At 67.1% G+C, this 22,333-nt stretch carries 22 protein-coding genes and 1 pseudogene; 12 read left to right on the top strand and 11 right to left on the bottom strand.

What is annotated here, in order from left to right:
* Positions 1-8 precede the first annotated feature (8 nt).
* Positions 9-227, bottom strand: coding sequence for an RNA-binding S4 domain-containing protein (locus tag AB0876_RS11910; protein WP_491839120.1), 219 nt, complete (start codon positions 225-227; stop codon positions 9-11).
* 33 nt (positions 228-260) lie between these two features.
* Between AB0876_RS11910 and AB0876_RS11905 the strand changes: the two genes are divergently transcribed.
* Positions 261-1,649 carry a DNA polymerase IV gene (locus AB0876_RS11905; RefSeq protein WP_526042062.1) on the top strand — a complete coding sequence of 463 codons (1,389 nt, stop codon included), beginning with the start codon at positions 261-263 and terminating at the stop codon, positions 1,647-1,649.
* Here AB0876_RS11905 and AB0876_RS11900 read toward each other — a convergent pair.
* From AB0876_RS11900 to AB0876_RS11890, 3 genes are read right to left on the bottom strand one after another with little or no spacing between them, the layout of a single operon-like run.
* Positions 1,631-2,092 carry a hypothetical protein gene (locus tag AB0876_RS11900; RefSeq protein ID WP_491839122.1) on the bottom strand — a complete coding sequence of 154 codons (462 nt, stop codon included), beginning with the start codon at positions 2,090-2,092 and terminating at the stop codon, positions 1,631-1,633. The genes AB0876_RS11905 and AB0876_RS11900 overlap by 19 nt on opposite strands.
* Before the next feature lie 39 nt (positions 2,093-2,131).
* Complete coding sequence (locus AB0876_RS11895) at positions 2,132-2,602, bottom strand: hypothetical protein (RefSeq protein ID WP_491839123.1); 471 nt, start codon at positions 2,600-2,602, stop codon at positions 2,132-2,134.
* A gap of 23 nt (positions 2,603-2,625) precedes the next feature.
* Positions 2,626-3,549: an asparaginase gene (locus AB0876_RS11890; protein WP_526042061.1), complete on the bottom strand. Its 924-nt coding sequence runs from the start codon at positions 3,547-3,549 to the stop codon at positions 2,626-2,628.
* 65 nt (positions 3,550-3,614) lie between these two features.
* On the opposite strand from AB0876_RS11890, the gene lspA reads away from it, so the two are divergent.
* The 7 genes from lspA to dnaE all read left to right on the top strand — a co-directional run bounded on the left by lspA (position 3,615) and on the right by dnaE (position 12,104).
* The gene (gene lspA / locus AB0876_RS11885; protein ID WP_526042060.1) at positions 3,615-4,259 is read left to right on the top strand and encodes a signal peptidase II; all 645 of its coding nucleotides are present in this window, start codon (positions 3,615-3,617) and stop codon (positions 4,257-4,259) included.
* Positions 4,259-5,182, top strand: coding sequence for an RluA family pseudouridine synthase (locus AB0876_RS11880; RefSeq protein WP_088304348.1), 924 nt, complete (start codon positions 4,259-4,261; stop codon positions 5,180-5,182). The genes lspA and AB0876_RS11880 overlap by 1 nt, the downstream gene beginning before the upstream one ends.
* Before the next feature lie 50 nt (positions 5,183-5,232).
* Positions 5,233-6,132, top strand: coding sequence for an EamA family transporter RarD (gene rarD, locus AB0876_RS11875; RefSeq protein ID WP_491839361.1), 900 nt, complete (start codon positions 5,233-5,235; stop codon positions 6,130-6,132).
* 48 nt (positions 6,133-6,180) lie between these two features.
* Complete coding sequence (locus AB0876_RS11870; RefSeq protein ID WP_491839126.1) at positions 6,181-6,540, top strand: YciI family protein; 360 nt, start codon at positions 6,181-6,183, stop codon at positions 6,538-6,540.
* 29 nt (positions 6,541-6,569) lie between these two features.
* Positions 6,570-7,772: an RNA polymerase sigma factor gene (locus tag AB0876_RS11865; RefSeq protein ID WP_526042338.1), complete on the top strand. Its 1,203-nt coding sequence runs from the start codon at positions 6,570-6,572 to the stop codon at positions 7,770-7,772.
* Between the two features lie 68 nt (positions 7,773-7,840).
* The gene (locus AB0876_RS11860) at positions 7,841-8,485 is read left to right on the top strand and encodes a TetR/AcrR family transcriptional regulator (protein ID WP_491839127.1); all 645 of its coding nucleotides are present in this window, start codon (positions 7,841-7,843) and stop codon (positions 8,483-8,485) included.
* A gap of 70 nt (positions 8,486-8,555) precedes the next feature.
* A complete protein-coding gene (gene dnaE, locus AB0876_RS11855) occupies positions 8,556-12,104 on the top strand; it encodes a DNA polymerase III subunit alpha (protein WP_526042059.1) in 3,549 nt (1,182 codons plus the stop codon).
* A gap of 5 nt (positions 12,105-12,109) precedes the next feature.
* Here the strand turns inward: dnaE and AB0876_RS11850 are convergent.
* Positions 12,110-12,553, bottom strand: a pseudogene (locus AB0876_RS11850) (PPOX class F420-dependent oxidoreductase); the annotation flags it as partial.
* A gap of 54 nt (positions 12,554-12,607) precedes the next feature.
* Between AB0876_RS11850 and AB0876_RS11845 the strand changes: the two are divergent.
* Entirely contained in the window at positions 12,608-12,997 is a 390-nt protein-coding gene (locus tag AB0876_RS11845) for a MerR family transcriptional regulator (RefSeq protein ID WP_491839129.1), read from the top strand.
* Between the two features lie 52 nt (positions 12,998-13,049).
* On the opposite strand, the gene AB0876_RS11840 is transcribed toward AB0876_RS11845, so the two are convergent.
* Entirely contained in the window at positions 13,050-13,883 is an 834-nt protein-coding gene (locus tag AB0876_RS11840; RefSeq protein WP_491839130.1) for a class I SAM-dependent methyltransferase, read from the bottom strand.
* Between the two features lie 113 nt (positions 13,884-13,996).
* Between AB0876_RS11840 and AB0876_RS11835 the strand changes: the two genes are divergently transcribed.
* Entirely contained in the window at positions 13,997-14,401 is a 405-nt protein-coding gene (locus AB0876_RS11835) for an SRPBCC family protein (RefSeq protein WP_491839131.1), read from the top strand.
* On the opposite strand, the gene AB0876_RS11830 is transcribed toward AB0876_RS11835, so the two are convergent.
* Both AB0876_RS11830 and AB0876_RS11825 read right to left on the bottom strand, forming a co-directional pair.
* The gene (locus AB0876_RS11830) at positions 14,395-14,625 is read right to left on the bottom strand and encodes a hypothetical protein (protein ID WP_491839132.1); all 231 of its coding nucleotides are present in this window, start codon (positions 14,623-14,625) and stop codon (positions 14,395-14,397) included. The genes AB0876_RS11835 and AB0876_RS11830 overlap by 7 nt on opposite strands.
* Positions 14,626-14,705: 80 nt before the next feature.
* On the bottom strand, positions 14,706-15,134 hold the full coding sequence (locus AB0876_RS11825) for a lipoprotein LpqH (RefSeq protein WP_491839133.1): 429 nt from the start codon (positions 15,132-15,134) through the stop codon (positions 14,706-14,708).
* A gap of 147 nt (positions 15,135-15,281) precedes the next feature.
* Here AB0876_RS11825 and ilvA point away from each other — a divergent pair, with 147 nt between their 5' ends.
* Positions 15,282-16,574 (top strand): threonine ammonia-lyase IlvA, encoded by a 1,293-nt coding sequence (gene ilvA, locus AB0876_RS11820; protein ID WP_491839134.1) that lies wholly within the window; start codon positions 15,282-15,284, stop codon positions 16,572-16,574.
* Between the two features lie 62 nt (positions 16,575-16,636).
* Here the strand turns inward: ilvA and AB0876_RS11815 are convergent, their stop codons facing one another.
* Positions 16,637-17,803: an MFS transporter gene (locus AB0876_RS11815; protein ID WP_491839135.1), complete on the bottom strand. Its 1,167-nt coding sequence runs from the start codon at positions 17,801-17,803 to the stop codon at positions 16,637-16,639.
* Between the two features lie 83 nt (positions 17,804-17,886).
* Here AB0876_RS11815 and AB0876_RS11810 point away from each other — a divergent pair, with 83 nt between their 5' ends.
* Entirely contained in the window at positions 17,887-18,345 is a 459-nt protein-coding gene (locus AB0876_RS11810) for a winged helix-turn-helix transcriptional regulator (RefSeq protein WP_526042058.1), read from the top strand.
* Here the strand turns inward: AB0876_RS11810 and treZ are convergent.
* Together treZ and treY are read right to left on the bottom strand one after the other, a co-directional pair.
* The gene (gene treZ / locus AB0876_RS11805; protein ID WP_491839137.1) at positions 18,339-20,072 is read right to left on the bottom strand and encodes a malto-oligosyltrehalose trehalohydrolase; all 1,734 of its coding nucleotides are present in this window, start codon (positions 20,070-20,072) and stop codon (positions 18,339-18,341) included. The genes AB0876_RS11810 and treZ overlap by 7 nt on opposite strands.
* Positions 20,065-22,332 (bottom strand): malto-oligosyltrehalose synthase, encoded by a 2,268-nt coding sequence (gene treY, locus AB0876_RS11800; protein ID WP_491839138.1) that lies wholly within the window; start codon positions 22,330-22,332, stop codon positions 20,065-20,067. The genes treZ and treY overlap by 8 nt, the downstream gene beginning before the upstream one ends.
* Position 22,333 lies beyond the last annotated feature (1 nt).

Raw genomic sequence — 22,333 nt, 5'->3', positions numbered from 1 at the left:
CGGTCGGTTCAGGCGCCGGCCACGCGCGCGGTGCGGTCCTCGAACGTGACCGTGTCGCCCGGCCGTAGCTGGCGGCCCCGGCGCAGTTCGACCTCGCCGTTGACGCTCACCAGGCCGTCGGCGATGACGGACTTGGCGTCGGCGCCGCTGTCGATCAGGGAGGCCAGCTTCAGGAACTGTCCAAGGCGAATCGACTCGTCCCTGATCGGCACGTCATCCGGCGTCATGAAAGTCAGGCTAGCGCCATAGCATCAGCAACTATGAACGGCGCCGAGGTCACGGGCGCGGGCGGACGCTGGGTTCTGCACCTCGACATGGATGCGTTCTTCGCATCCGTCGAACAGCTGACGCGTCCCACCCTGCGCGGCCGACCCGTGCTGGTCGGCGGCCTGGGCGGGCGCGGCGTGGTGGCGGGGGCCAGCTACGAGGCGCGCCGCTACGGCGCGCGGTCGGCGATGCCGATGCACCAGGCCCGCAGGCTCGTCGGTGCACCCGCCGTGGTGCTGCCGCCCCGCGGCGCGGTCTACGGATTGGCGAGCCGACGCGCACTCGACACCGTGCGCAGCGTCGTCCCGGTGCTCGAGCAGCTGTCCTTCGACGAGGCCTTCGGTGAACCGGTTGAACTGGTCGGCGCCACCGCCGCCGACGTCGAACAGTTCTGTCAGCAGTTGCGGGCCAAGGTGCTCGAGCAGACCGGGCTGGTGGCCTCCGTCGGAGCCGGCTCGGGAAAGCAGATCGCCAAAATCGCGTCCGGGCTGGCCAAGCCCGATGGGATCCGGATCGTCCGCCGCGACGAGGAGGCGCTGTTGCTCGACGGCCTGCCGGTGCGGAAGTTGTGGGGGATCGGCCCGGTGGCCGAGGAGAAGCTGCACCGACTCGGGATCGAGACGGTGGGCGCATTGGCCGCGTTGTCGGATGCCGAAGCCGCCAGTGTGCTCGGCACGGCGGTGGGTGCCGCGCTGCATCGGCTGGCCCGCGGGATCGACGACCGCCCGGTGACCGAGCGCGCCGAGGCCAAGCAGATCAGCGCGGAATCGACCTTTCCGGAGGATCTCACCACTCTTCGCCAGTTGCAGGATGCGATCGCACCGATCGGCGAACATGCGCACCGGCGCCTGGAGAAGGACGGGCGTGGTGCCCGCACCGTGACGGTCAAGCTGAAGAAGTCGGATATGAGCACGCTGACTCGCTCGGCGACGCTCGCCTATGCCACGACCGAGGCCGCCACCCTGATCGGCACCGCCCGCCGGTTGCTGCTCGACCCGGTGGAGATCGGCCCGATTCGCCTTGTCGGCGTGGGTTTTTCGGGATTGTCCGACAGCAGGCAGGAATCCCTGTTTCCGGACCTTGAGCAGCTCGACGACATCGCCGACTCGCACCAGCATGAGGCCGCCGACGCTGCTCAGAGCAGCAACCCGACCGGCTGGCGCATCGGCGACGACGTCGCGCACCCCGACCACGGTCACGGCTGGGTCCAGGGGGCCGGCCACGGCGTGATGACCGTGCGCTTCGAGACCAGGGCCAGCGGTCCCGGGCCGGCCCGGACGTTTCCCGACGACAGTCCCGGTTTCCGCCGCGCCGATCCGGTCGACAGCCTGGACTGGGGTGACTATCTCAGCGGCCTGGCCGACTACCAGAGCACCCCGTAGGTGGCGTTCAAGATGAAGCCGTGCTCGCCGTAGGTCTTGCACGTCACGGTGCCCTGATAGCCGACACCGCAACTGGCGCCCCAGTTCTCCAGCCGGTGGCCCTCGGGCAGCACGTCGACCTCGCGGGTGAACGACGCGGTGTCGGAATGACGGTAGGCCGCGGGTGCGCCACTGTTGACGTAGATCTGGTTGCTGCCGGCCGGTGCGTCGATCGGCACCGCGTCGCAGCCCACCGGCCCGCCGTTGGGGCCGATTCCGCAATGCCGACCGTCCGGGGTCCGGAAGAACACGCCGTAGAAGTCGGTGGGCGAGCTGTAATGCCCCTCGGCTTTGGGGTAGCTGTCGATGTCGTCGGCGCCCGGCGGTGGCTCCGCCGCCGCAGTCGGGGCCGGTGTCAGCGTCAGTAGACCGATCGCCGCAATTGCCATGAGGTGATGGCGCATAGGTTCCATTGAACCGACGCCGTCAACCCCCGCGGGCTACTACCAGAGCACGCCGGAAGCGGCATCGAGCGAAAAGCCGTGCCGGCCGGACGTTTTGCAGATCAGTGTGCCCTCGTGGGTGACCGCGCAGGCGGCTTCCCAGTTCTCCAGCCGATAGCCGGCGGGCAGCACGTCGACCTCGCGGGTGAACAGCTTGCTCCCCGAATAACGGTAGGAGGCCGGCGCTCCGGCCTCGACGAAGGTCTGGTTCATGCCCTCGGGTGCATCTGCGGGCACCGCGTCGCAACCGACCGGACCGCGGTTGGGCAGGATTCCGCAGAACCGACCGTCCGGGGTCTGGAAGTACAGCCCGTAGAAATCGGTGGGTGAGGTGTAGTTGCCCTCGGCGATCGGGTAGCCGTTGATGTCCTCGATGCCCGGTGGCGGCGGCCACGGCCAAGCCTGCGCGGTCGGGAGCGGGCCGAGCACCGACAGGCCGACGGCAGCTGCCGCCGCAATGTGGAAACGCACGTTCGCTATTTCAGCACAGGCTGTCAACCCCAGGCGTCGACGACCTCCGCGACCGGTCGCGCGGCAGCCAGTGCGGCCATCAACAGAACCCTGGCCTGCGCTGGGCGCAGGGAAGGGACCACGATGGCGCCCGCGTCGACCAACCGCCGGCCCGGTCCGTACTGCGCGACGACCGGGCCGTCGGGAACCCGGGTCGACACCGCGATCACGACGCCGTCGCGGCAGTGCCGGCGCACCGCGTCGATCAGCGCGGTTCCCACGTTGCCCGAGCCCATCGCCTGGAGCACCACCGCACGTGCCCCGGCGTCGACGCAGGCGTCCAGGGCGGTCGATTCCGCTCCCGGATAGGCGGCGACGATGTCGACTCGCGGTGCCGTCGATGCGGACAACTCACCGAGAAACGGGCGGCGCTTGGTCGGGGGCAGCCCGCTGAAGGCGTTCAACTCCTCGGTGTGCCGCTTGCGAAGACCCAGCGGTTGCCACACGGTCCCGGCGAAGCTCACGACCACCCCGAGGTCCCGGGCCTGCGGACTGGCCGCAACAGAGATGGCGTGCTGCAGGTTGGCCGGACCATCGGCGTCGGGCGCGTCGGCGCTGCGCTGCGACCCGGTCAGCACCACCGGCACGGCTCCGTCGTAGGTGAGGTCCAGCCACAGCGCGGTTTCTTCCAGGCTGTCGGTTCCGTGAGTGACGACGACGCCGTCTGCGCGGGCCGCCGCGACCCCGACCGCTGCCCGGATCACGTCCCAGTCCGCAGGTGTCAGCAGGGCGCTGTCGGTCGAGAGCACATCGACGATCTCGACGTCCGCGTCAACCGCCAGCCCGGCCGTCAGCTCGGCCCCGGCACGCGTCGGATGCCTGATCCCGGCATCGTCGGTGCTGGTCGAGATGGTGCCGCCGGTGGTGATCACGACGACGCGCCGGCGCGGCTCCACAGGTCCTGTCATGGTCTCCGTCACGGTCCAGATTGTCCCGTAATTGTCCCGGCTCGACTGTTTGGGATGATGGGGGAGTGACTGATGAAACGTCAGGCCCGGTGGAGCCGGTGACCGACGCAACCGGGGATGCGAAACCATCCCCTGTAACCGCTGCTCCGCCCCGGCGGCGGCTGCGTCTGCTGCTCACCGTCGCCGCGGTCGTGCTGTTCATCGACGTGGTGACCAAGGTGCTCGCGGTGCGCCTGCTGACCCCCGGACAGCCGGTGTCGATCATCGGTGACACCGTGACCTGGACGCTGGTACGCAACTCCGGCGCGGCGTTCTCGATGGCAACCGGATACACCTGGGTGTTGACGCTCATCGCGACCGGAGTGGTGATCGGAATCGTCTGGATGGGCCGTCGGCTGGTCTCCCCGTGGTGGGCGATCGGTCTCGGGATGATCCTGGGCGGTGCGACGGGAAACCTGATCGACCGCTTCTTCCGTGCTCCCGGACCGCTGCGCGGTCACGTGGTGGACTTCTTCTCGGTCGGCTGGTGGCCGGTGTTCAACGTGGCCGATCCTGCGGTGGTCGGCGGCGCGATCCTGTTGGTGGCGCTCTCCTTGTTCGGGTTCGACTTCGATACCGTCGGTCGGCGGCGCCCGGATGACGCCGATCCCGAGACTGCGGCCGAGTCCGACGAGTCGAGCGCGGTCGGGCGCCAGGCCGAGACGTCATAGTGACCACCCGGTCGATGCCGGTGCCCGAGGGCCTGGCCGGAATGCGGGTCGACGCCGGCCTGGCCCGGCTCCTCGGGCTGTCCCGTACCGCGGTGGCAGCCATGGCCGAGGACGGCGGTGTCGATATCGACGGCGCGCCGGCAGCCAAGTCCGACAAGCTCGTCGCCGGGGCGTGGCTGGAGGTTCGGCTTCCCGAGGCGCCGCCACCGGTCGAGAACACCCCGGTCGACATCGAGGGCATGGGCATCCTCTACTCGGACGACGACATCGTGGCGGTGGACAAACCGCCGGGCGTGGCCGCGCACGCGACCGTGGGCTGGCACGGCCCGACGGTCCTGGGCGGGCTGGCCGCCGCCGGCTTCCGGATCAGCACCTCGGGCATCCACGAACGCCAGGGCATCGTGCACCGACTCGACGTCGGCACCTCCGGAGTCATGGTCGTGGCGTTGTCGGAGCGGGCGTACACCGCGCTCAAGCGGGCGTTCAAGCAACGCACCGTGGACAAGCGGTACCACGCGCTGGTGCAGGGGCACCCTGATCCGTCGAGTGGGACCATCGATGCCCCGATCGGGCGGCATCGTGGTCACGACTGGAAGTTCGCCGTGGTCGAGGGCGGACGCCACAGCATCACCCACTACGACACCCTGGAGGCGTTCCAGGCCGCCAGCCTGCTGGACGTTCACCTGGAGACCGGCCGTACTCATCAGATCCGCGTGCATTTCTCCGCGCTGCACCATCCGTGTTGCGGCGACATGACCTACGGCGCCGACCCGACGCTGGCGAAAAAGCTTGGGCTGGAACGTCAATGGTTGCATGCCCGGTCGCTGGCCTTCGCCCATCCGGCCGACGGCCGGCGCATCGAGATCACCAGTCCGTATCCGGCTGACCTGCAGGCCGCCCTCGACGTTCTGCGCCGCCACTAGCGGTGGGTGTGCAGGTACCTGCGCAGCAGACCGGCGGCACCCGCGCCGGGGTGCTCTACGGTGCGGGTGCCTACATCTGGTGGGGTTTGTGCCCCGGCTTCTTCCTGTTGTTGCTCCCGGCGGGAGCGCCCGAGGTGCTGGCCCACCGCATCGTGTGGAGCGCAGTGTTCCTGCTGCTGGTGCTCGCGGTGGCCCGGCGGCTCGGCGACCTCCGCAGGTTGACGCTGAAGACCTGGCTGCAGCTGCTGGTGGCCGCCGCGTTGATCTCGGTCAACTGGGGGACCTACATCTATGCCGTGACCACCGGCCATGTGGTGGACGCGGCTCTCGGCTACTTCATCAATCCCCTGGTGAGCGTGCTGCTGGGCGTGCTGGTGTTCCGCGAACGGATCAGCCGATGGCAGGCGGTCGCCCTGGTGCTCGCACTCGTGGCAGTGGTGATCCTGACCGTCGAGCTGGGCGCGCCGCCCTACATCGCGGTCGTGCTCGCGCTGTCCTTCGGTGTCTATGGCCTGATCAAGAAAGTGGTGCAGGCCGACCCGCGGGTCAGTGTGGCCACAGAAACGTTGGTAGCGCTGCCCTTTGCGGCCGGTTACGTGATCACGCTCGAGGTGCTGGGCCGGGGAAACTTCCTCGACCACGGCACCTGGCACGCGCTGCTGTTGTTGCTGGCCGGGCCGGTCACCGCAGTCCCGCTGCTGTTGTTCGCCGCGGCCGCACAGCGGCTCCCGATGGTGACACTGGGCCTGTTGTTCTATCTCAACCCTGGGTTGCAGATGGCCTGGGGTGTGTTCATCGGTCACGAGCCGATGCCGCCGGGCCGGTGGATCGGGTTCACCCTCATCTGGGTGGCGTTGGTGATCATGACCGCCGGAGCGCTGCGCAAGAAGCCGGCCGAGGTTCCGGCCGACTTTGTCGATCAGGTGCAACCGGAATCGTCATCACGGTGACAGGCTGAAAACCGACACCGGGAGGACACCGTGCAGTACTGCCTAATCATGCATTATCAGGAGGGCCCGGAGGCGGGCCTGAGCGACGAGGACATGGAACCGGCCCGGGCCGCATTCGCCCGCTACGCCGACGATCTCGACGCGGCCGGAGTGCTCATCGGGACACAGGTACTCCAGTCGGCGTCAGCCTCCACGACCTACACCGCACGCACCGGTGTCGCCGAGATCCAGGACGGCCCGTTCGCCGACACCAGGGAACGGTTGGGCGGCGTGTTCGTGATCGACGTGCCCGATCTCGATGCGGCATTGGCGTGGGCGGCGAAATGCCCGGCGGCGGCGTGGGGTTCGATCGAGATCAGACCCGTCGCAGTGACCTATCGCAGTGGCCGGGGCTGGTACGCGCCCTGAACACACCGGCCTCGGCGCGCCTCGAGCAGGTGGTCGGCCGGTCCTACGGCCGACTGCTTGCGCTGCTGGCCGCCCAGAGCCGCGACATCGCCGCGGCCGAGGACGCCTTGGCCGACGCGCTCGAACGCGCCCTGCAACGGTGGCCACGCGACGGCGTTCCGGGCAATCCCGAGGCGTGGTTGGTGACCGTGGCGCGAAATCGACTGCGGGACATGTGGAAATCACCCGCCTACCGGCTGATTGGGCCATGGACCGAGGACCACGACGTCGCGGGGGAGATGGCGGACCCGGCGGCGATTCCCGACCGTCGGCTCGAACTGATGCTGGTGTGCGCCCACCCGGCCATCGCCGCCGACATCCGTACCCCGCTGATGCTGCAGACGGTTCTGGGGGTGGACGCCGCCGCCATCGCCGCGGCCTTCGCGGTCGCCCCCGCCACCATGGCGCAACGGCTGGTGCGGGCCAAGAAACGCATTCGGGACACCGGGATCCCGTTCACCCTGCCGGAGCGTGCCGACCTCGATGCGCGGCTACCCGAGGTACTCGAAGCGGTGTACGGCGCCTACTCGATCGACTGGCTGTCCGTCCCGCAGGCCACGGCCATCGAATCGCTGTCGTCCGAGGCCCTGCACCTGGCCATGGTGCTCGTCGAGTTGTTGCCCGACGAGCCCGAGGTTCTGGGTCTGGCCGCACTGATGTGTCTGTGCGAGGCGCGCCGTCCCGCGCGCCTCGACTCGGACGGCAACTTCGTGGCGTTGGACGATCAGAGCCGGGATCGGTGGGACGCCGAGCTGCACGCGCGGGGGGAAGGCCTGCTTGCCCGTGCACACGGCTTTGCGCGTCCGGGCCGGTTCCAGTACGAGGCGGCGATTCAATCGGCGCACTGCGCCCCCGACGTCGACCGGCATGCGCTGCGTAGGTTGTACCGGGCGCTGATGCGGGTCGGGCCGTCGTTGGGAGCGGCTGTGGCCCTGGCGGCCCTGGACGGCGAAATCGACGGTGCTGACGCGGGACTGCGCACCCTCGACACGATCACCGACCGCGCGGCCGGCGCGTTTCAGCCGGCGTGGGTCACCCGCGGACACCTCCTCGCCCGGGCGGGACGGGTCGACGAGGCGGCCGCGGCGTACCGCCGCGCCGTCGAATTGACCGCCGACGATGCGGTGCGGACCTACCTGGCCGGACGGCTGATGGGTCTCCGATCGGCCGGCCACACCGGGCCGGGGTCCTGACCCGGCCGAGCGACTATTTGCGAACGCATCTTTTGACGTCATTTTGGCAATGTCATAGTGTTTGCTGAATGACTGTGCGAAGCGGGCCTCGGGCCGCTCGTCGGCCCGGAAGGCCGGTTGGCGCCGACGCTGCGCAAACCCGTGAACGCATCGTGCACGCGGCCTATGAGGTCATCAACGAACGCGGGTACGCGGCGGCGACATTCCAGGAGATCGCGAAGCGCAGTGGTCTGAGCCGTCCGACCCTCAACTACTACTTCGCCAGTCGCGAAGAACTCTACGGCGCACTTCTCCAGCAGGCACACGACGTCGTCGTTTCGTGCATTCGCGTGGCGAAACAGCATGAAGGAACGTTGGATCGGTTGTATGCCTACATCGATGCGGTGGTGGCGGTATGGCATCGGGACCAGGCGGTGGTCGGGTTCCTGGCCAATGCGCGGCTTGAGGCCTACCGGCATCCGGACCTGCCCGCCGCCACGGTCGCGGCCACCCGCGGGTTCCTCGGCGAGGTGGTCGACGAGGCGATCACCCGACGCGAGTTGCCCCCGCACACCGAGCCCGCGACCCTGGTCGAACTGCTGTACGCGATGATGTGGGGAGTGGGTGCCTACAGTGGCTGGCAGGGTCGGCCGGTTGATGTGCCGGCGATAGCCAAGCAACTGCACCAGGTCATCGGAAACGGGTTGCTGTCGATCGCTGATCGTGATCGCTGAAACCTCGGCGCAGACACGCGTGGCGACACGCCCGGAGGGTGTCGGTGGTCGGCAATAGACTGGCCACCCTATGAGCGGTTCATCTTCGGGGTCCTTCGTACACCTGCACAACCACACCGAGTACTCGATGCTGGACGGGGCCGCGAAGATCACGCCGATGCTGGCCGAGGCGCAGCGGCTGGGCATGCCGGCGATCGGTATGACCGACCACGGCAACATGTTCGGTGCCAGTGAGTTCTACAACTCGGCAACCAAGGCCGGCATCAAGCCGATCATCGGCATCGAGGCGTATATAGCTCCCGCTTCTCGATTTGACACCAAGCGGGTCCAGTGGGGTGACCCGAGCCAGAAGAGTGACGACGTCTCGGGCAGCGGTGCCTACACCCACATGACCATGGTGGCCGAGAATGCCACCGGTCTGCGCAACCTCTTCAAGCTGTCCTCGCTGGCGTCGTTCGAAGGTCAGCTCGGCAAGTGGTCGCGCATGGATGCCGAGATCATCGCCGAGCATGCCGAAGGCATCATCGCGACCACCGGTTGCCCGTCCGGTGAGGTGCAGACCAGGCTGCGGCTCGGCCACCGTCAGGAGGCGCTGGAGGCGGCCGCCAAATGGCGCGAGATCTTCGGCGCCGACAACTTCTTCCTGGAGTTGATGGACCACGGCCTCGACATCGAGCGCCGGGTTCGCGAGGGCCTCCTCGAGATCGGGAAGAAGCTCAACATTCCGCCGTTGGCCACCAACGACTGCCACTACGTGACGCGTGAGGCCTCGCAGAACCACGAGGCCCTGCTGTGCATCCAGACCGGCAAGACCCTGTCGGACCCGAACCGGTTCAAGTTCGACGGCGACGGCTACTTCCTCAAATCGGCCGAAGAGATGCGGGCCCTGTGGGATTCGCAGGTTCCGGGCGCGTGTGATTCCACGGTCCTGATCGGCGAGCGGGTGCAGTCCTATGCCGACGTGTGGACACCCACCGACCGCATGCCGGTGTTCCCGGTGCCCGACGGCCACGACCAGGCGTCGTGGCTGACGCACGAGGTGACGGAGGGGCTGAACCGCCGGTTCCGTGGGGACGCCGTACCCGCCGAGTACACCGAGCGTGCCGCCTACGAGATCAAGGTCATCTGCGACAAGGGCTTCCCGTCGTACTTCCTGATCGTGGCCGACCTGATCAACTACGCCCGTTCGGTCGGCATCCGGGTGGGGCCGGGCCGTGGATCGGCTGCCGGCTCGCTCGTGGCGTACGCGATGGGCATCACCAACATCGACCCCATCCCGCACGGCCTGCTGTTCGAGCGGTTCCTCAACCCGGAACGACCCTCCGCGCCCGATATCGACATCGACTTCGACGACCGCCGTCGTGGCGAGATGCTGCGGTACGCGGCCAACAAGTGGGGCAGCGACCGGGTGGCGCAGGTCATCACCTTCGGCACGATCAAAACCAAGGCGGCGCTGAAGGACTCGGCCCGCGTGCATTACGGCCAACCTGGTTTTGCGATCGCCGACCGCATCACCAAGGCGCTGCCGCCGCCGATCATGGCCAAGGACATCCCGGTGTCGGGGATCACCGATCCCAACCATGAGCGGTACAAGGAAGCCGCCGAGGTCCGTGCCCTGATCGACACCGATCCGGATGTGCGGACCATCTTCGAGACGGCGCGCGGCCTGGAGGGCCTGGTCCGTAACGCGGGCGTGCACGCCTGCGCGGTGATCATGAGTTCTGAGCCGCTGGTCGACGCGATCCCGCTGTGGAAGCGGCCGCAGGACGGCGCCATCATCACCGGCTGGGACTATCCGTCGTGCGAGGCCATCGGCCTGCTGAAGATGGACTTCCTGGGCCTGCGGAACCTGACGATCATCGGTGACTGCATCGAGAACATCAAAGCCAACCGCGGTATCGACCTCGACCTCGAAACGTTGCCTTTCGATGATCCGGCCGCCTATGAACTCCTGGGCCGCGGCGACACCCTTGGCGTGTTCCAGCTCGACGGCAGTGCCATGCGAGACCTGCTCCGCCGGATGCAGCCCACCGGGTTCAACGACATCGTCGCGGTCCTCGCGCTGTACCGGCCCGGCCCGATGGGCATGAACGCCCACAACGACTACGCGGACCGGAAGAACGGCCGCCAGGCCATCAAGCCCATCCATCCTGAGCTCGAAGAGCCGCTCAAGGAGATCCTCGCCGAGACCTACGGCCTGATCGTCTACCAAGAGCAGATCATGTTCATCGCGCAGAAGGTCGCCTCCTACACCATGGGTAAGGCCGATGCGCTCCGTAAGGCCATGGGTAAGAAGAAGCTCGAAGTGCTCGAGGCCGAGTACAAGGGCTTCTATGAGGGCATGACGGCCAACGGGTTCTCCGAGGCCGCGGTGAAAGCCTTGTGGGACACCATCCTTCCGTTCGCCGGATATGCGTTCAACAAGTCGCACGCGGCCGGCTACGGCCTGGTGTCGTACTGGACGGCCTACCTCAAGGCGAACTATCCCGCCGAGTACATGGCCGGCCTGCTCACCTCGGTCGGTGACGACAAGGACAAGGCCGCGGTGTATCTGGCCGACTGCCGTCGGCTCGGCATCACGGTCCTTCCGCCCGACGTCAACGAGTCGGTGCAGAACTTCGCCTCGGTGGGCGATGACATCCGGTTCGGGCTGGGGGCCATCCGCAACGTCGGCGCGAATGTCGTTGCGTCGCTGATCAGTACCCGTACCGAGAAGGGCAAATACGCCGACTTCTCCGACTACCTCAACAAGATCGATATCGCGGCCTGCAACAAGAAGGTCACCGAGTCGTTGGTGAAGGCGGGCGCGTTCGATTCGCTCGGCCACCCCCGCAAGGGGCTGTTCCTGGTGCACACCGACGCCGTCGACTCGGTGCTCGGCACCAAGAAGGCCGAGGCGATGGGCCAGTTCGACCTGTTCGGCGGCGCCGACGACGGCGGCGGCACGGATGCGGTGTTCACCATCCGCGTGCCCGAGGAGGAGTGGGAGGACAAGCACAAGCTGGCGCTCGAACGCGAGATGCTGGGGTTGTACGTGTCCGGCCATCCGCTCAACGGGGTTGCCCACCTGCTGGCCAACCAGGTCGACACCCAGATTCCGGCGATTCTCGACGGCGATGTCGCCAACGATGCGCAGGTGGTGGTCGGTGGCATCCTGGCCTCGGTCAACCGTCGGGTGAACAAGAACGGCTTGCCTTGGGCCTCAGCCCAATTGGAAGATCTCACCGGTGGCATCGAGGTGCTGTTCTTCCCACAGACCTACTCACTGTTCGGTCACGAGATCGCTGACGACGTGGTGGTCCTGGTCAAGGCGAAGGTGGCTGTCCGGGACGACCGGATCTCGCTGATCGCCCACGAACTGGTGGTACCCGACTTCAGCAGCGCCCAGGCCGACCGGCCGCTGGCGGTGAGCCTGCCGACCCGGCAGTGCACCATCGACAAGGTCACTGCGCTCAAGCAGGTGCTGGCCAACCATCCCGGCACATCTCAGGTGCATCTGCGGCTGATCAGCGGTGAACGGATCACCACGCTGGAACTGGATCAGTCCCTTCGGGTGACGCCGTCCTCGGCGTTGATGGGCGACCTGAAGGCGTTGCTCGGTCCGGGTTGCCTGGGCTGATCGTCGAGGTCGATCTTCACGATCGCGCTGTCGGGCCACAGTGCACGATCCCGCGCCCGCCGTAGTTTTTCCCGCAACGGAAGGTCGGCGTGCACATTGGTGACTCCGGGGATCTTCAGTAGCGGCACGATGTTCCACTGCCAGCCGTAGCGCCGGTGCAGGACGCGGTTGGCGGCTTGGGCGTCTTCGCCTCCCAGCACGGTGGCCCGACCGGTCAGCCAGGTGGTGTCCGTGATCCGGCCCCGGTGATCGCAGATCACCAGTTCGACGTCGGGCCGCGCGGTGATTCTGCGGGTCTTCGGTCCGATCTTGGTGCGGAACAATGCCGTTCGGCCGTCGAGCACGAACCAGATCGGGGTGTCTGCTGCGGTGCCGTCGCGGCGAAAGCTGCGCAGCAGCGCGTATCGGGAGTGACTCAGGGTCTCCAGCGTGGAGTCGGTGTATGGCATGTAGCCAGTCAACGACTTAGAGTTGACTCTAAGTCAAGCGCAGCAGGAGGGCAGATGGACGCGACGCTGACAATCGGAGACGTCACGCAGCGGTCGGGCATCGCCCAGACCGCGCTGCGCTACTACGAGCAGGTCGGCTTGTTGCCTGCACCGCACCGCGTGGGCGGCCAGCGCCGCTACCAGGAGTCGGTCCTGATGCGGCTGGAAGTGATCAGGTTGTGCAAGACGGCGGGATTCTCGCTGACAGACATCGCTCTGCTGCTCAAGGACGACACTCCGGGCCGCCCCTTGGCTCGCGAACTGGCCCAGAGCAAGTTGGCCGAGATCGACGAGCAACTGGAGTCGCTGAGGCGGGCGCGGGCCATCATCGAATGGGGGATGCGGTGCACGTGTCCGTCAATCGAGTTGTGCACGTGTGGTATTCACCACGAACTGCCGGCCTGACGCAGGAGCGAAACCCGGGGTCGATTATCTCGCGCGTAATGGCGCGGCTGCGTCAGAACCGGTAGCGCAGGATGCGCGCCTTGCGTGCGCCGGCCTTGCTCAGGCCGGTGGCCCGCGTTGCGATCCGCAGCATGCCGGGAAAGCGGTCGACCTCAGGCTGGTGGGCCAGACTTGACTCCTCGATGAGCCGCATCCGCGGATTCCACGTTTCAGGATGGTGCGCATCCTTGAATCCCGGATAGCCCCATTGGCTTCCGACGTCTTTGAACATCTTGGCGGGGAAGAACTTCAGCGCGGCCTTACTCACCCAACCGATGCGACCGTAATCGTTGAATGCCAATTCACCGGATTCGAAGTGTTCGGTGATTCTCCGGAAGATGCCTGTGATCACCGGTTCGGTGAGGAACGCGAACAATCCGTCGGCCACCAGCATGGTGGGGCGGTCCGACGGGATCGGATCCGTCCAGTCCGGGTCGGCCAACGACGCAGAGACGGTGTGCGCCTGGGGGAGTGCGGGCAGCACCCGATCGCGCAGTTCGCTGATTCCGGGTAGATCGACGCTGTACCAGTCGACTGTGGCCGGCGGCGCAACGCGGTGGACGCCGCTGTCGAGTCCTCCACCGAGGTCGACCACGACGGCGTCGGGATGCTCGACGACGAACGTGCGGACCCGATCGTCGAGCATCTTGGCGCGCAACGCCGACTGGCACACCACGCTGGTCTGCACACCCAGGCCGGCGAAGTCGTAGTCGAGCCGTTTCACAGTCTCGTCGGCGATCGTGTCGCCGAGGATGGGGCTCACCCATCTGCTGTCGAGCGCCCTGGCGTACAGGGTCAGGAACGCGGTTTCCTCCACCGGCGTCAGGCCTGTCGTCGCAATACCCACAAGCCCGACGGTACACCCGGCCCGCGGCTGAACATTTGGGCGAAAACGTTTACCGCCCTTGCGATCACGCGTCGGGGTGGGCAGTGAACCGACAGCAGCCTACGGTGGGAGCCATGCGCAGTACGCATGTGAGCGTCTGGATCGAGGTTGCCGCGGACGCGGTGTACGCCTACGCGGCAGATCCGCAGCACCTGGCCAACTGGGCGGCGGGGCTGGCCGAGGGCGGATTGAGACTCACTCCGCGGGGATGGGTCGCCGATTCCCCCATGGGTGAGGTCACCGTCGAGTTCGCCGGCCCGAACACGCTGGGAGTACTCGATCACGTGGTGCGGCTGCCCTCGGGTGAGGCCGTTTACAACCCGCTGCGGGTGGTGCCGGGCGGCGTCGACGCCGCGTCGTGCGAAGTCGTGTTCACCGTGCGGCAGCGGCAGGGCATGACGGACGCAGAGTTCGAAGCGGACGTGGCCGCGGTGGCAGCGGATCTAGAGACGTTGCGGCGGCTGCTGGAGGGTCACTGATCAGAGGGCGGAACGTGGCCCAGGGTCAGCCACACGACGATGGCCGCCGCGGCTGCGGAGAGTACCGCCGGTGCAGCGCTCATGGTTGCCACGCCGACGATCACCAGTACCAGGGCGCCGACCGCCAGGGCGATCAGCTTGTAGGTCGGCCAGGGCACCCCGGCGATGTCCACTTCGTGATCGGCCCGGGAGGCGACACTACGAAAGTTCCCGGCGGTGGTCATGTATTGACGATAGCTCGCAACATTGATTTCGGCTAGCCGAAACCTTGGATGCGGCGTGTCACTTTATCGGTCCAGACTGCTCAACAGTGGGCTTCCATCCGGTACTGGACCTCGGCCGGCCGGGTGGGACGATCAGCGAACCAGCCACGCGCCGTGCCGCTGATATGGAATGTGGTGCCATCCACGCTGGCATCGGCAGGTGCTGTCACATTGGCTGAGCCGCCGGTGAACCCTTCCAGCCCGGTCAGGCGCATGGCTTTCGGTTCGACGGTGCCGCCGGTCTGGATGATGGCCGTGAAGCCGGGCGTTTCCGGCTGCGTTTCGATGGTCCACAGCCAGGACCGTTGCGTGCAGAGCACCGAGAACGTGGTCGGGACCTGCTCGCCGTTGATGAAAATCCGCGCCGTGTAGGCATCCGCAGAGATGCCGGTGGCCGTAGCGCAGGCAGATAATGCCAGCACGCCTACCGAAACGGTGCGCGCCGCCACCCGCCGCACCAGCCGCTGCATGTGCCACATGACGGTTGTTTTCCCAGTTCGGAGTCCCTTCAACCAACTGCGGTGGATTTCCTCGGGGTGGCCGTGCAGCTGCCGGGATCCTGCGGTGTGTCCCCACCCAGCTGCAGAGAAACGCCTGGCCAGTGGCACCATTGAACGGTGACTGCCGATCTGAGCAAGGGCTCCCGAGTCTCCCCGCTGGCTGCGCCGCTTTCCGCGGCCGACATCGACGAGGCCGCCAAGCGAATTTCCGGCGTGGTCACCCGCAGCCCGCTGCAGTTCAACGAACGGCTCTCGGACGCGACCGGAGCCAATGTCTACCTCAAGCGTGAGGATCTGCAGGCAGTGCGTTCCTACAAGGTGCGCGGGGCGTTCAATCTGATGGCGCAGCTCTCGCCCGAGGAGCTGGCCGCTGGTGTGGTGTGCTCCTCGGCGGGCAACCACGCCCAAGGCTTCGCCATGGCCTGCCGGTCGATGCGGACCCACGGCCGCGTGTACGTGCCGGCCAAGACGCCCAAACAGAAGCGTGACCGGATCCGATACCACGGCCGCGAGTTCATCGAGCTCATCGCGGTTGGGTCGACCTACGATCTGGCTGCTGCCGCGGCGCTCGACGATGTCGCCCGGACCGGGGCGACCCTCGTACCCCCGTACGACGATGTGCGGACGATGGCCGGGCAGGGCACCATCGCTGCCGAGCTGCTCGACCAACTCGACGACGAGCCGGACCTGGTGATCGTCCCCGTCGGCGGCGGCGGCTGTATCTCCGGCATCACCACCTACCTCGCCGAGCGGGCCTCGGGCACCTCGGTACTCGGTGTCGAGCCGGCCGGTGCGGCCTCGATGATCGCCGCGCTGGCCGCGGGTCAGCCGGTCACCCTCGAACACGTCGACCAGTTCGTCGACGGTGCGGCAGTGGCGCGGGCCGGGGCGCTGCCCTATGCCGCGTTGGCCGCCGCCGGTGACATGGTCTCGCTCACCACGGTCGACGAAGGCGCGGTGTGCACCACGATGCTCGATCTGTATCAGAACGACGGAATCATCGCCGAGCCTGCCGGTGCGTTGTCGGTCGCGGCGCTGCTGGAGGCGGACATCGAACGCGGTTCCACCGTCGTGTGCCTGATCTCCGGCGGAAACAACGACGTGTCGCGGTACAACGAGGTGGTCGAGCGCTCACTGGTGCATCTGGGGCTCAAGCACTACTTCCTGGTCGACTTCCCGCAGGAGCCCGGGGCGTTGCGCCGATTCCTGGATGAGGTCCTAGGACCGGGCGACGACATCACGCTTTTCGAGTACGTCAAGCGCAACAACCGCGAGACCGGTGAGGCACTGTGCGGTGTCGAGTTGAGTGCAGCGACCGACCTCGAAGGCCTGCTGGCCCGGATGAGGGACTCCGACATCCACGTCGAGTTGCTCGAACCCGGGTCACCGACGTACCGATATCTGACCTGAGGAAGCCGATCTGAGGGGCAAGCCCTCAGGCGCCGATCCCGGTGGCCTTGAAGTGGTCGCCGTCATCGTGGCGTTCGGTGCGCCGGTCGGCTGACCGCCCAGACGATGAGCCCGCAGGCGGCGAAGGCGGCGCCGAGGAGCGCCGAGGCGGTCCAGCCCGCGGCCGAGTACGCGGCGGTCGTGGCAGTCGCCCCAAGGGCTGAGCCGAGCGAGTAGAAGAACATGTAGCCGCCGATGACGCTGCTGGTGAGGTGTGGGTGGGCTGTGGTCAGCAGGTGCTGATTGCTCACATGGACTGCTTGCACCGCGAAGTCGAGCACCACGACACCGACGACGATCGGCAGCAACGACCATGACGCGTGCCCGATGGCCAGCCACGATACGGCCAGTAGCGCGAGCGCCCCGCCGGTGACCGTACTTGCGAACCCGGCGTCAGCCCAGTGTCCGGCCCGGGCTGCGCCGAGTGCGCCTGCGAGGCCGGCGATTCCGAAGAGTCCGATCTGCGCTGTGCTCAGATGCCACGGGTCCGCCGCGAGTGGCAGAGCCAGGCCACTCCACAGCGTTCCGAAGGAGGCGAACAGAAAGAACGCGATCACGCCGCGCGAGACGAAGAGGCGGTCACTGAACAGTCGGCCCAACGACGCCAGCACCTCGACGTAGGTGGTGTGCGCCCGGGGCGGGTCGGGCGGCAGGAGTCGCAGGACGAGACATGCCAGCGCCAGCAACAACACCGCCAGCCCGAGATAGACGCTGCGCCAACCCCACACCGCGGCAACGGCGCCCGCCGCCACGCGGGATCCGAGGATGCCGATGACGACTCCAGAGGTCACCACGCCCAGGGTTCGACCGCGTTGTTCGGGTGTGGACAGGGCCGCAGCGTAGGCGACCGTGGTCTGCACGACGACCGCGAACAGGCCGGCGACCGCCAGGCCGGCGAGCAGCAGCCGGGATTGTGCGGCCGTCGCGGCCAGTGCCACGCCGGCGGCGGCCAACAGCAGGTGCGCGGCGATGAGCCTGCGGCGATCGAGCATGTCGCCGAGTGGGACGAGAACGACGAGCCCAACCAGATAACCGAGTTGTCCGGCGGTGACGATCGATCCCAGCTCAGCGTCGGGCACGCCCAGGTCGTGGCCGATCAGGGCCAGCACCGGCTGTGCCGCGTAGATCGTTGCCACGGCCACTGCGCACACGGTGGCGAGAAGCACCTTCAGACCGACGGTCGGTTTCATCTACCCTCCGATTCAGTTGCAAATTGCAACTGAACCGACGCTACGGCAGAATGGTTTCATTCAGCAACTCTTCAGGGGGAGCGATGGGCGACGCGATACCGCACAGCGATGACATGACCTGGACCGATCCCGCATGTCCGGTGGCGCGGACCCTCGACCTGGTGGGGGATCGCTGGAGCCTGCTGATCGTGCGTGACGCCATGGACGGAGCCCGCGCCTTCACCGACTTTCAGCAGCGCACCGGCATCGCGCGCAACATCCTGACCGACCGCCTACGCCGACTGGTCGACCGCGGCATTCTCGACCGGGAGACGGCCGCATCCGGTCGGCGGCAGGTATACACGCTCACCCAGACCGGTCGTGACCTGTTCACGGTGGTGGTGGCGCTGCGCCAGTGGGGTGAGCGGCATGCATTCGCATCTGGCGAGGCGCACTCGGTGCTCGTCGACACGAGCGGTGATCAACTTTCGGAACTACGGCCCATGAACTCGCGCGGTGCCGTCGTGGACCTCGACGGCACGTCCGTGCGGAAGATTCACTGATCGCGCGTGCAGCGCAGGACGGCGAATGAGTGACCGGCCAACACAGTGGATTCGGCGCGGATCTCGGGGGCCTCCCACGCCAGGAGCAGCTCGCCGGAAACAGGAACCGCCACCGCCTCCGCGCTCAGGTTGCAGGCGATCGACACCGCCCCTCGATGCAGGACGATCCAGCGCTGCTCTTCGTCGAAGTCGATGGACATGTGGTCGAGCCACGGGTCTGCGAGGTCGGGTTCGCTGCGCCGCAATGCGATCAGCGCGCGATAGGTGCGGTGGAGCCGATCATGATCACCAACGGTGACCTCGTCCCAGTTCAGTTTGGAGCGCTGGAAGGTGGCCGGGTCCTGCGGATCCGGGATCTCGTCGGCGTCCCAGCCGTGCTCGGCGAACTCGGCTTTGCGCCCCTCGGCAGTGGCGCGGGCAAGGTCCGGCTCCGGATGCGAGCTGAAGAACTGGAACGGCGAGGACGATCCCCACTCTTCGCCCATGAAAAGCATCGCCGTATAAGGAGATCCGAGAGCCAACGCGGCCTTGACCGCCAGCTGGCCGAACGTCAGCAACTGTGACGGCCGGTCGCCGACGGCGCGGTTGCCGACCTGGTCATGGGTGAGGGTGTAGGCCAGCAGCCGAGTGCCCGGAATCGTTGCGGTGTCCAATGGCCGACCGTGTCTGCGGTGCCGGAACGACGAATAGGTGCCGGCATGAAAGTAGCCGTGCTTCAACGTCTGCGCCAACGTCGCCAGTGATCCGAAATCGGCGTAATATCCTTGCCTTTCGCCGGACACCGCGGTGTGAATGGCGTGGTGGATATCGTCGTCCCACTGTGCGGTCAGCCCGTAACCGCCGCGGTCGCGCGGGGTGATCAGCCGCGGATCGTTGAGGTCGCTTTCGGCGATCAGCGACAGCGGTCGGCCGAGTTCCTCGGCCAGGGCGTCGGTGTCGGTCGCCAGTTCCTCGAGCAGATGGATTGCGGTGTTGTCCACGAGTGCGTGCACTGCATCCAGGCGTAGGCCGTCGGCGTGGAAGTCGCGCATCCAGCGCAGCGCGCAATCGATGATGTAGGTACGCACCTCGTCGGCGTCGGCATCGGACAGGTTGATCGAACTGCCCCACGGATTGTGGCCGGATGACAGGTAGGGGCCGAACCGCGGAAGGTAATTGCCAGAGGGGCCGAGGTGGTTGAACACCGTGTCGATCAGCACACCGAGACCACGACCATGGCAGGCGTCGATGAGCCGGATCAGCCCGTCGGGACCGCCGTAGGGCTCGTGCACCGCGTACCAGAGCACGCCGTCGTAACCCCAGCCGTGGGTGCCGTTGAAGGCATTGACCGGCATCAACTCCACGAAATCGACACCGAGGTCCACCAGGTGGTCGAGCTTGTCGATGGCGGAATCGAATGTGCCCTCGGGAGTGAAGGTTCCGATATGAAGTTCGTAGATCACCGCGCCGGTGATCGAGCGGCCCGCCCAGCCGCTGTCGGTCCAGGCGTCGGGCTCCGGCCGCCACAGCTGAGAGCGTTCATGCACACCGTCGGGTTGGCGCGCTGAGCGAGGATCCGGCAGCACCGTCGGGTCGTCGTCGAGAACGAACCCGTATCGGGCATCGCTACGGCTCGCGACTTCGGCCCGCCACCAGCCGTCTTCGGAGCGCACCATGTCGTGCAGCGTTCCGTCGAGGTCAACCCGCACGCGGTCGGGGGCCGGTGCCCACACGGAAAATTCAGTCATCGGTACGCTCCAGCAGCGCCACCGGGGAATCGGCGAGCAGCTCGGTCAGCGGGACCGACCCCGCCCACTGACGGCCGCTGAGTCGATCCAACCACCGGCCGTCGGGCAGCGGCAATGCTGTGTCTTCCCAGCCGGTTTCGGCCAGCGCCACGGTCCACCGGCAGGCGGCCACCACCACATCCTGGCCCCGCAGAAACGCCACCAGGTGTCTCGCAGCACTGCCGGTGGCCGGCAGTGGGGTGTAGCCGCCGGCCAAGAATGTCTGGGGCCGGGCCCGGCGTAGCGCCAGGGCGGCCATGGTCACGCGCAGCTTGTCGTCGTCGCCGCGTTCCACAGCGCCGCGCAGTGCCGCGTGATCGACCGGGCGCCGGTTGTCCGGATCGACCAGGCTGTCCTCGGTCGTCTCGGTGCCCTGGTAGACGTCGGGGATGCCGGGTGCCGTGAGTTGAATGAGTTTCTGGCCCAGGACGTCGTTGCGAGCATGGGCTTCGAGCCGGCTCACCAATGCCGTCAGTTCGGCTGCGACCGGCCCGTCGAGCACCCGGTCCAGCCACGCGTGTACCTCATCCTCGAAATCCTCGTCGGGGTCGTGCCACGACGTCCTGGTGGCGGCCTCGCGGATCGCCTTCTCGGCGTAGCCGTGCAGCCGGGAGCGAAGCTCGCCGGTGACAGCGCCGTCGATCGGCCAGACGCCGAAGATGTTCTGCCACAAGAACAGTGCGGTGTCGCGATCCGGGGGAGTGGACGTTGCAATCCACCGCTCGACCGAATCTGCCCACGTCTCGGGCACCTGGGACAGCAGCCCGATGCGGGCGCGCACATCCTCACCGCGCTTGGTGTCATGGGTCGACAACGCCGTCATCGTGGACGGCCAGGCACGCACTCGCGTCGTCGCCCGCTGGTGGAACTCAGCGGCCGTGACCCCGAACAACTCCGGTGCACCGCCGACCTCGTTGAGCGACACCAGACGGGCTTCGCGGTAGAACAGGCAGTCTTCGACGGCCTTGGCAGTCGCGGCGCCACACAGTTGGTTGAACCGGGAAACCACCTCGCTGCTGCGGGACATGGCTTCCGAGATCGTGGTCAACGCTTCGGTGAGTTCGGGTGCGGCGCAGGCAGACTCCTGTATTGCCACCGGGAGGATCGTGCCCAGCGCCGGATAGTCACTCCGGTACACGCCGATCCTGCTGATCAGTGTGGCCAGCGCCGCAGGCAGTCGGGGATCGTGCTGCCCCGTCACCGCCGTGACAGACCGGCACAGGCGGCCCAACTCGCTGGCGAGGGTGTCGGCCACGGCGGCCGTCTTGAGCGTCGATTCGGCCTCGGGATCCGGATGCCCGCTCACCGCGGTGAGTGGACTCTCGGCGGCCGGGTCGATGAACAGTCCGCCGACCTCACGCAACGCGTCGTACCCGGTGGTGCCGTTCACCGGGAGCGATGCATCGAGGCTCTCGTCGGCAGCCAGGATCTTCTCCACCACGATCCACGCGTCCGGACCGGTGAGCTCACGCAACCACCGCAGATAGCCTGCGGGATCCGACAATCCGTCCGGGTGGTCGATTCGCAGACCATCCACCAATCCTTCGTCGAACCAGCGTTTGACCTCTACGTGGCTGGCGTCGAAAACAGCACGGTCTTCCTGTCGCAGTGCTGCCAGAGACGTGATCGAGAAGAAGCGCCGGTAGCCGCAGATTCCGCTGCGCCAACCGGTCAACCGGTAGTGCTGGCGATCGTGCACATCGCTGCCGGTGCCCGCGCCGGTCCCCGGTGCAATCGGGAAGACCAGATCGCCCAGGCGCAGTACGTCGCCGTCGACCACCAGATCGGCGATGTCGTCATCGGAGCCCAGGACCGGCAACACGATCCGGCCGTCGTCGAGACCCCAGTCGATGTCGAAGTAGTCGGCGTACAACGAATTCCGGCCGTGTCGCAGTAGGTCCCACCACCACGGATTCTGTTCGGGATGGGCGACGCCGACATGGTTGGGCACGATGTCCACGATCAGCCCCATGCCGCGGGATCGCGCCGCCTCGGACAGGCGCTGTAGACCCTCGGGCCCACCGAGTGCGGCCGACACCGTGGTGGGGTCGGTGACGTCGTACCCATGGGTCGATCCCTGTGCGGCGGACAGGATCGGGGAGAGATAAAGGTGGGACACACCGAGACGGTCGAGGTAGTCGAGCAGGTTCACCGCATCGTCGAATGTGCAGCAGTCCCCGCGCATCTGGAGCCGATATGTGGACAGCACCGGGCGCGGCATG

Source organism: Mycobacterium sp. NPDC049093 (genome assembly GCF_040704635.1).
GTDB lineage: Bacteria > Actinomycetota > Actinomycetes > Mycobacteriales > Mycobacteriaceae > Mycobacterium.
Note: the sequence above shows the minus strand (reverse complement) of the source record. Positions and strands in the feature narration are given on the sequence as shown.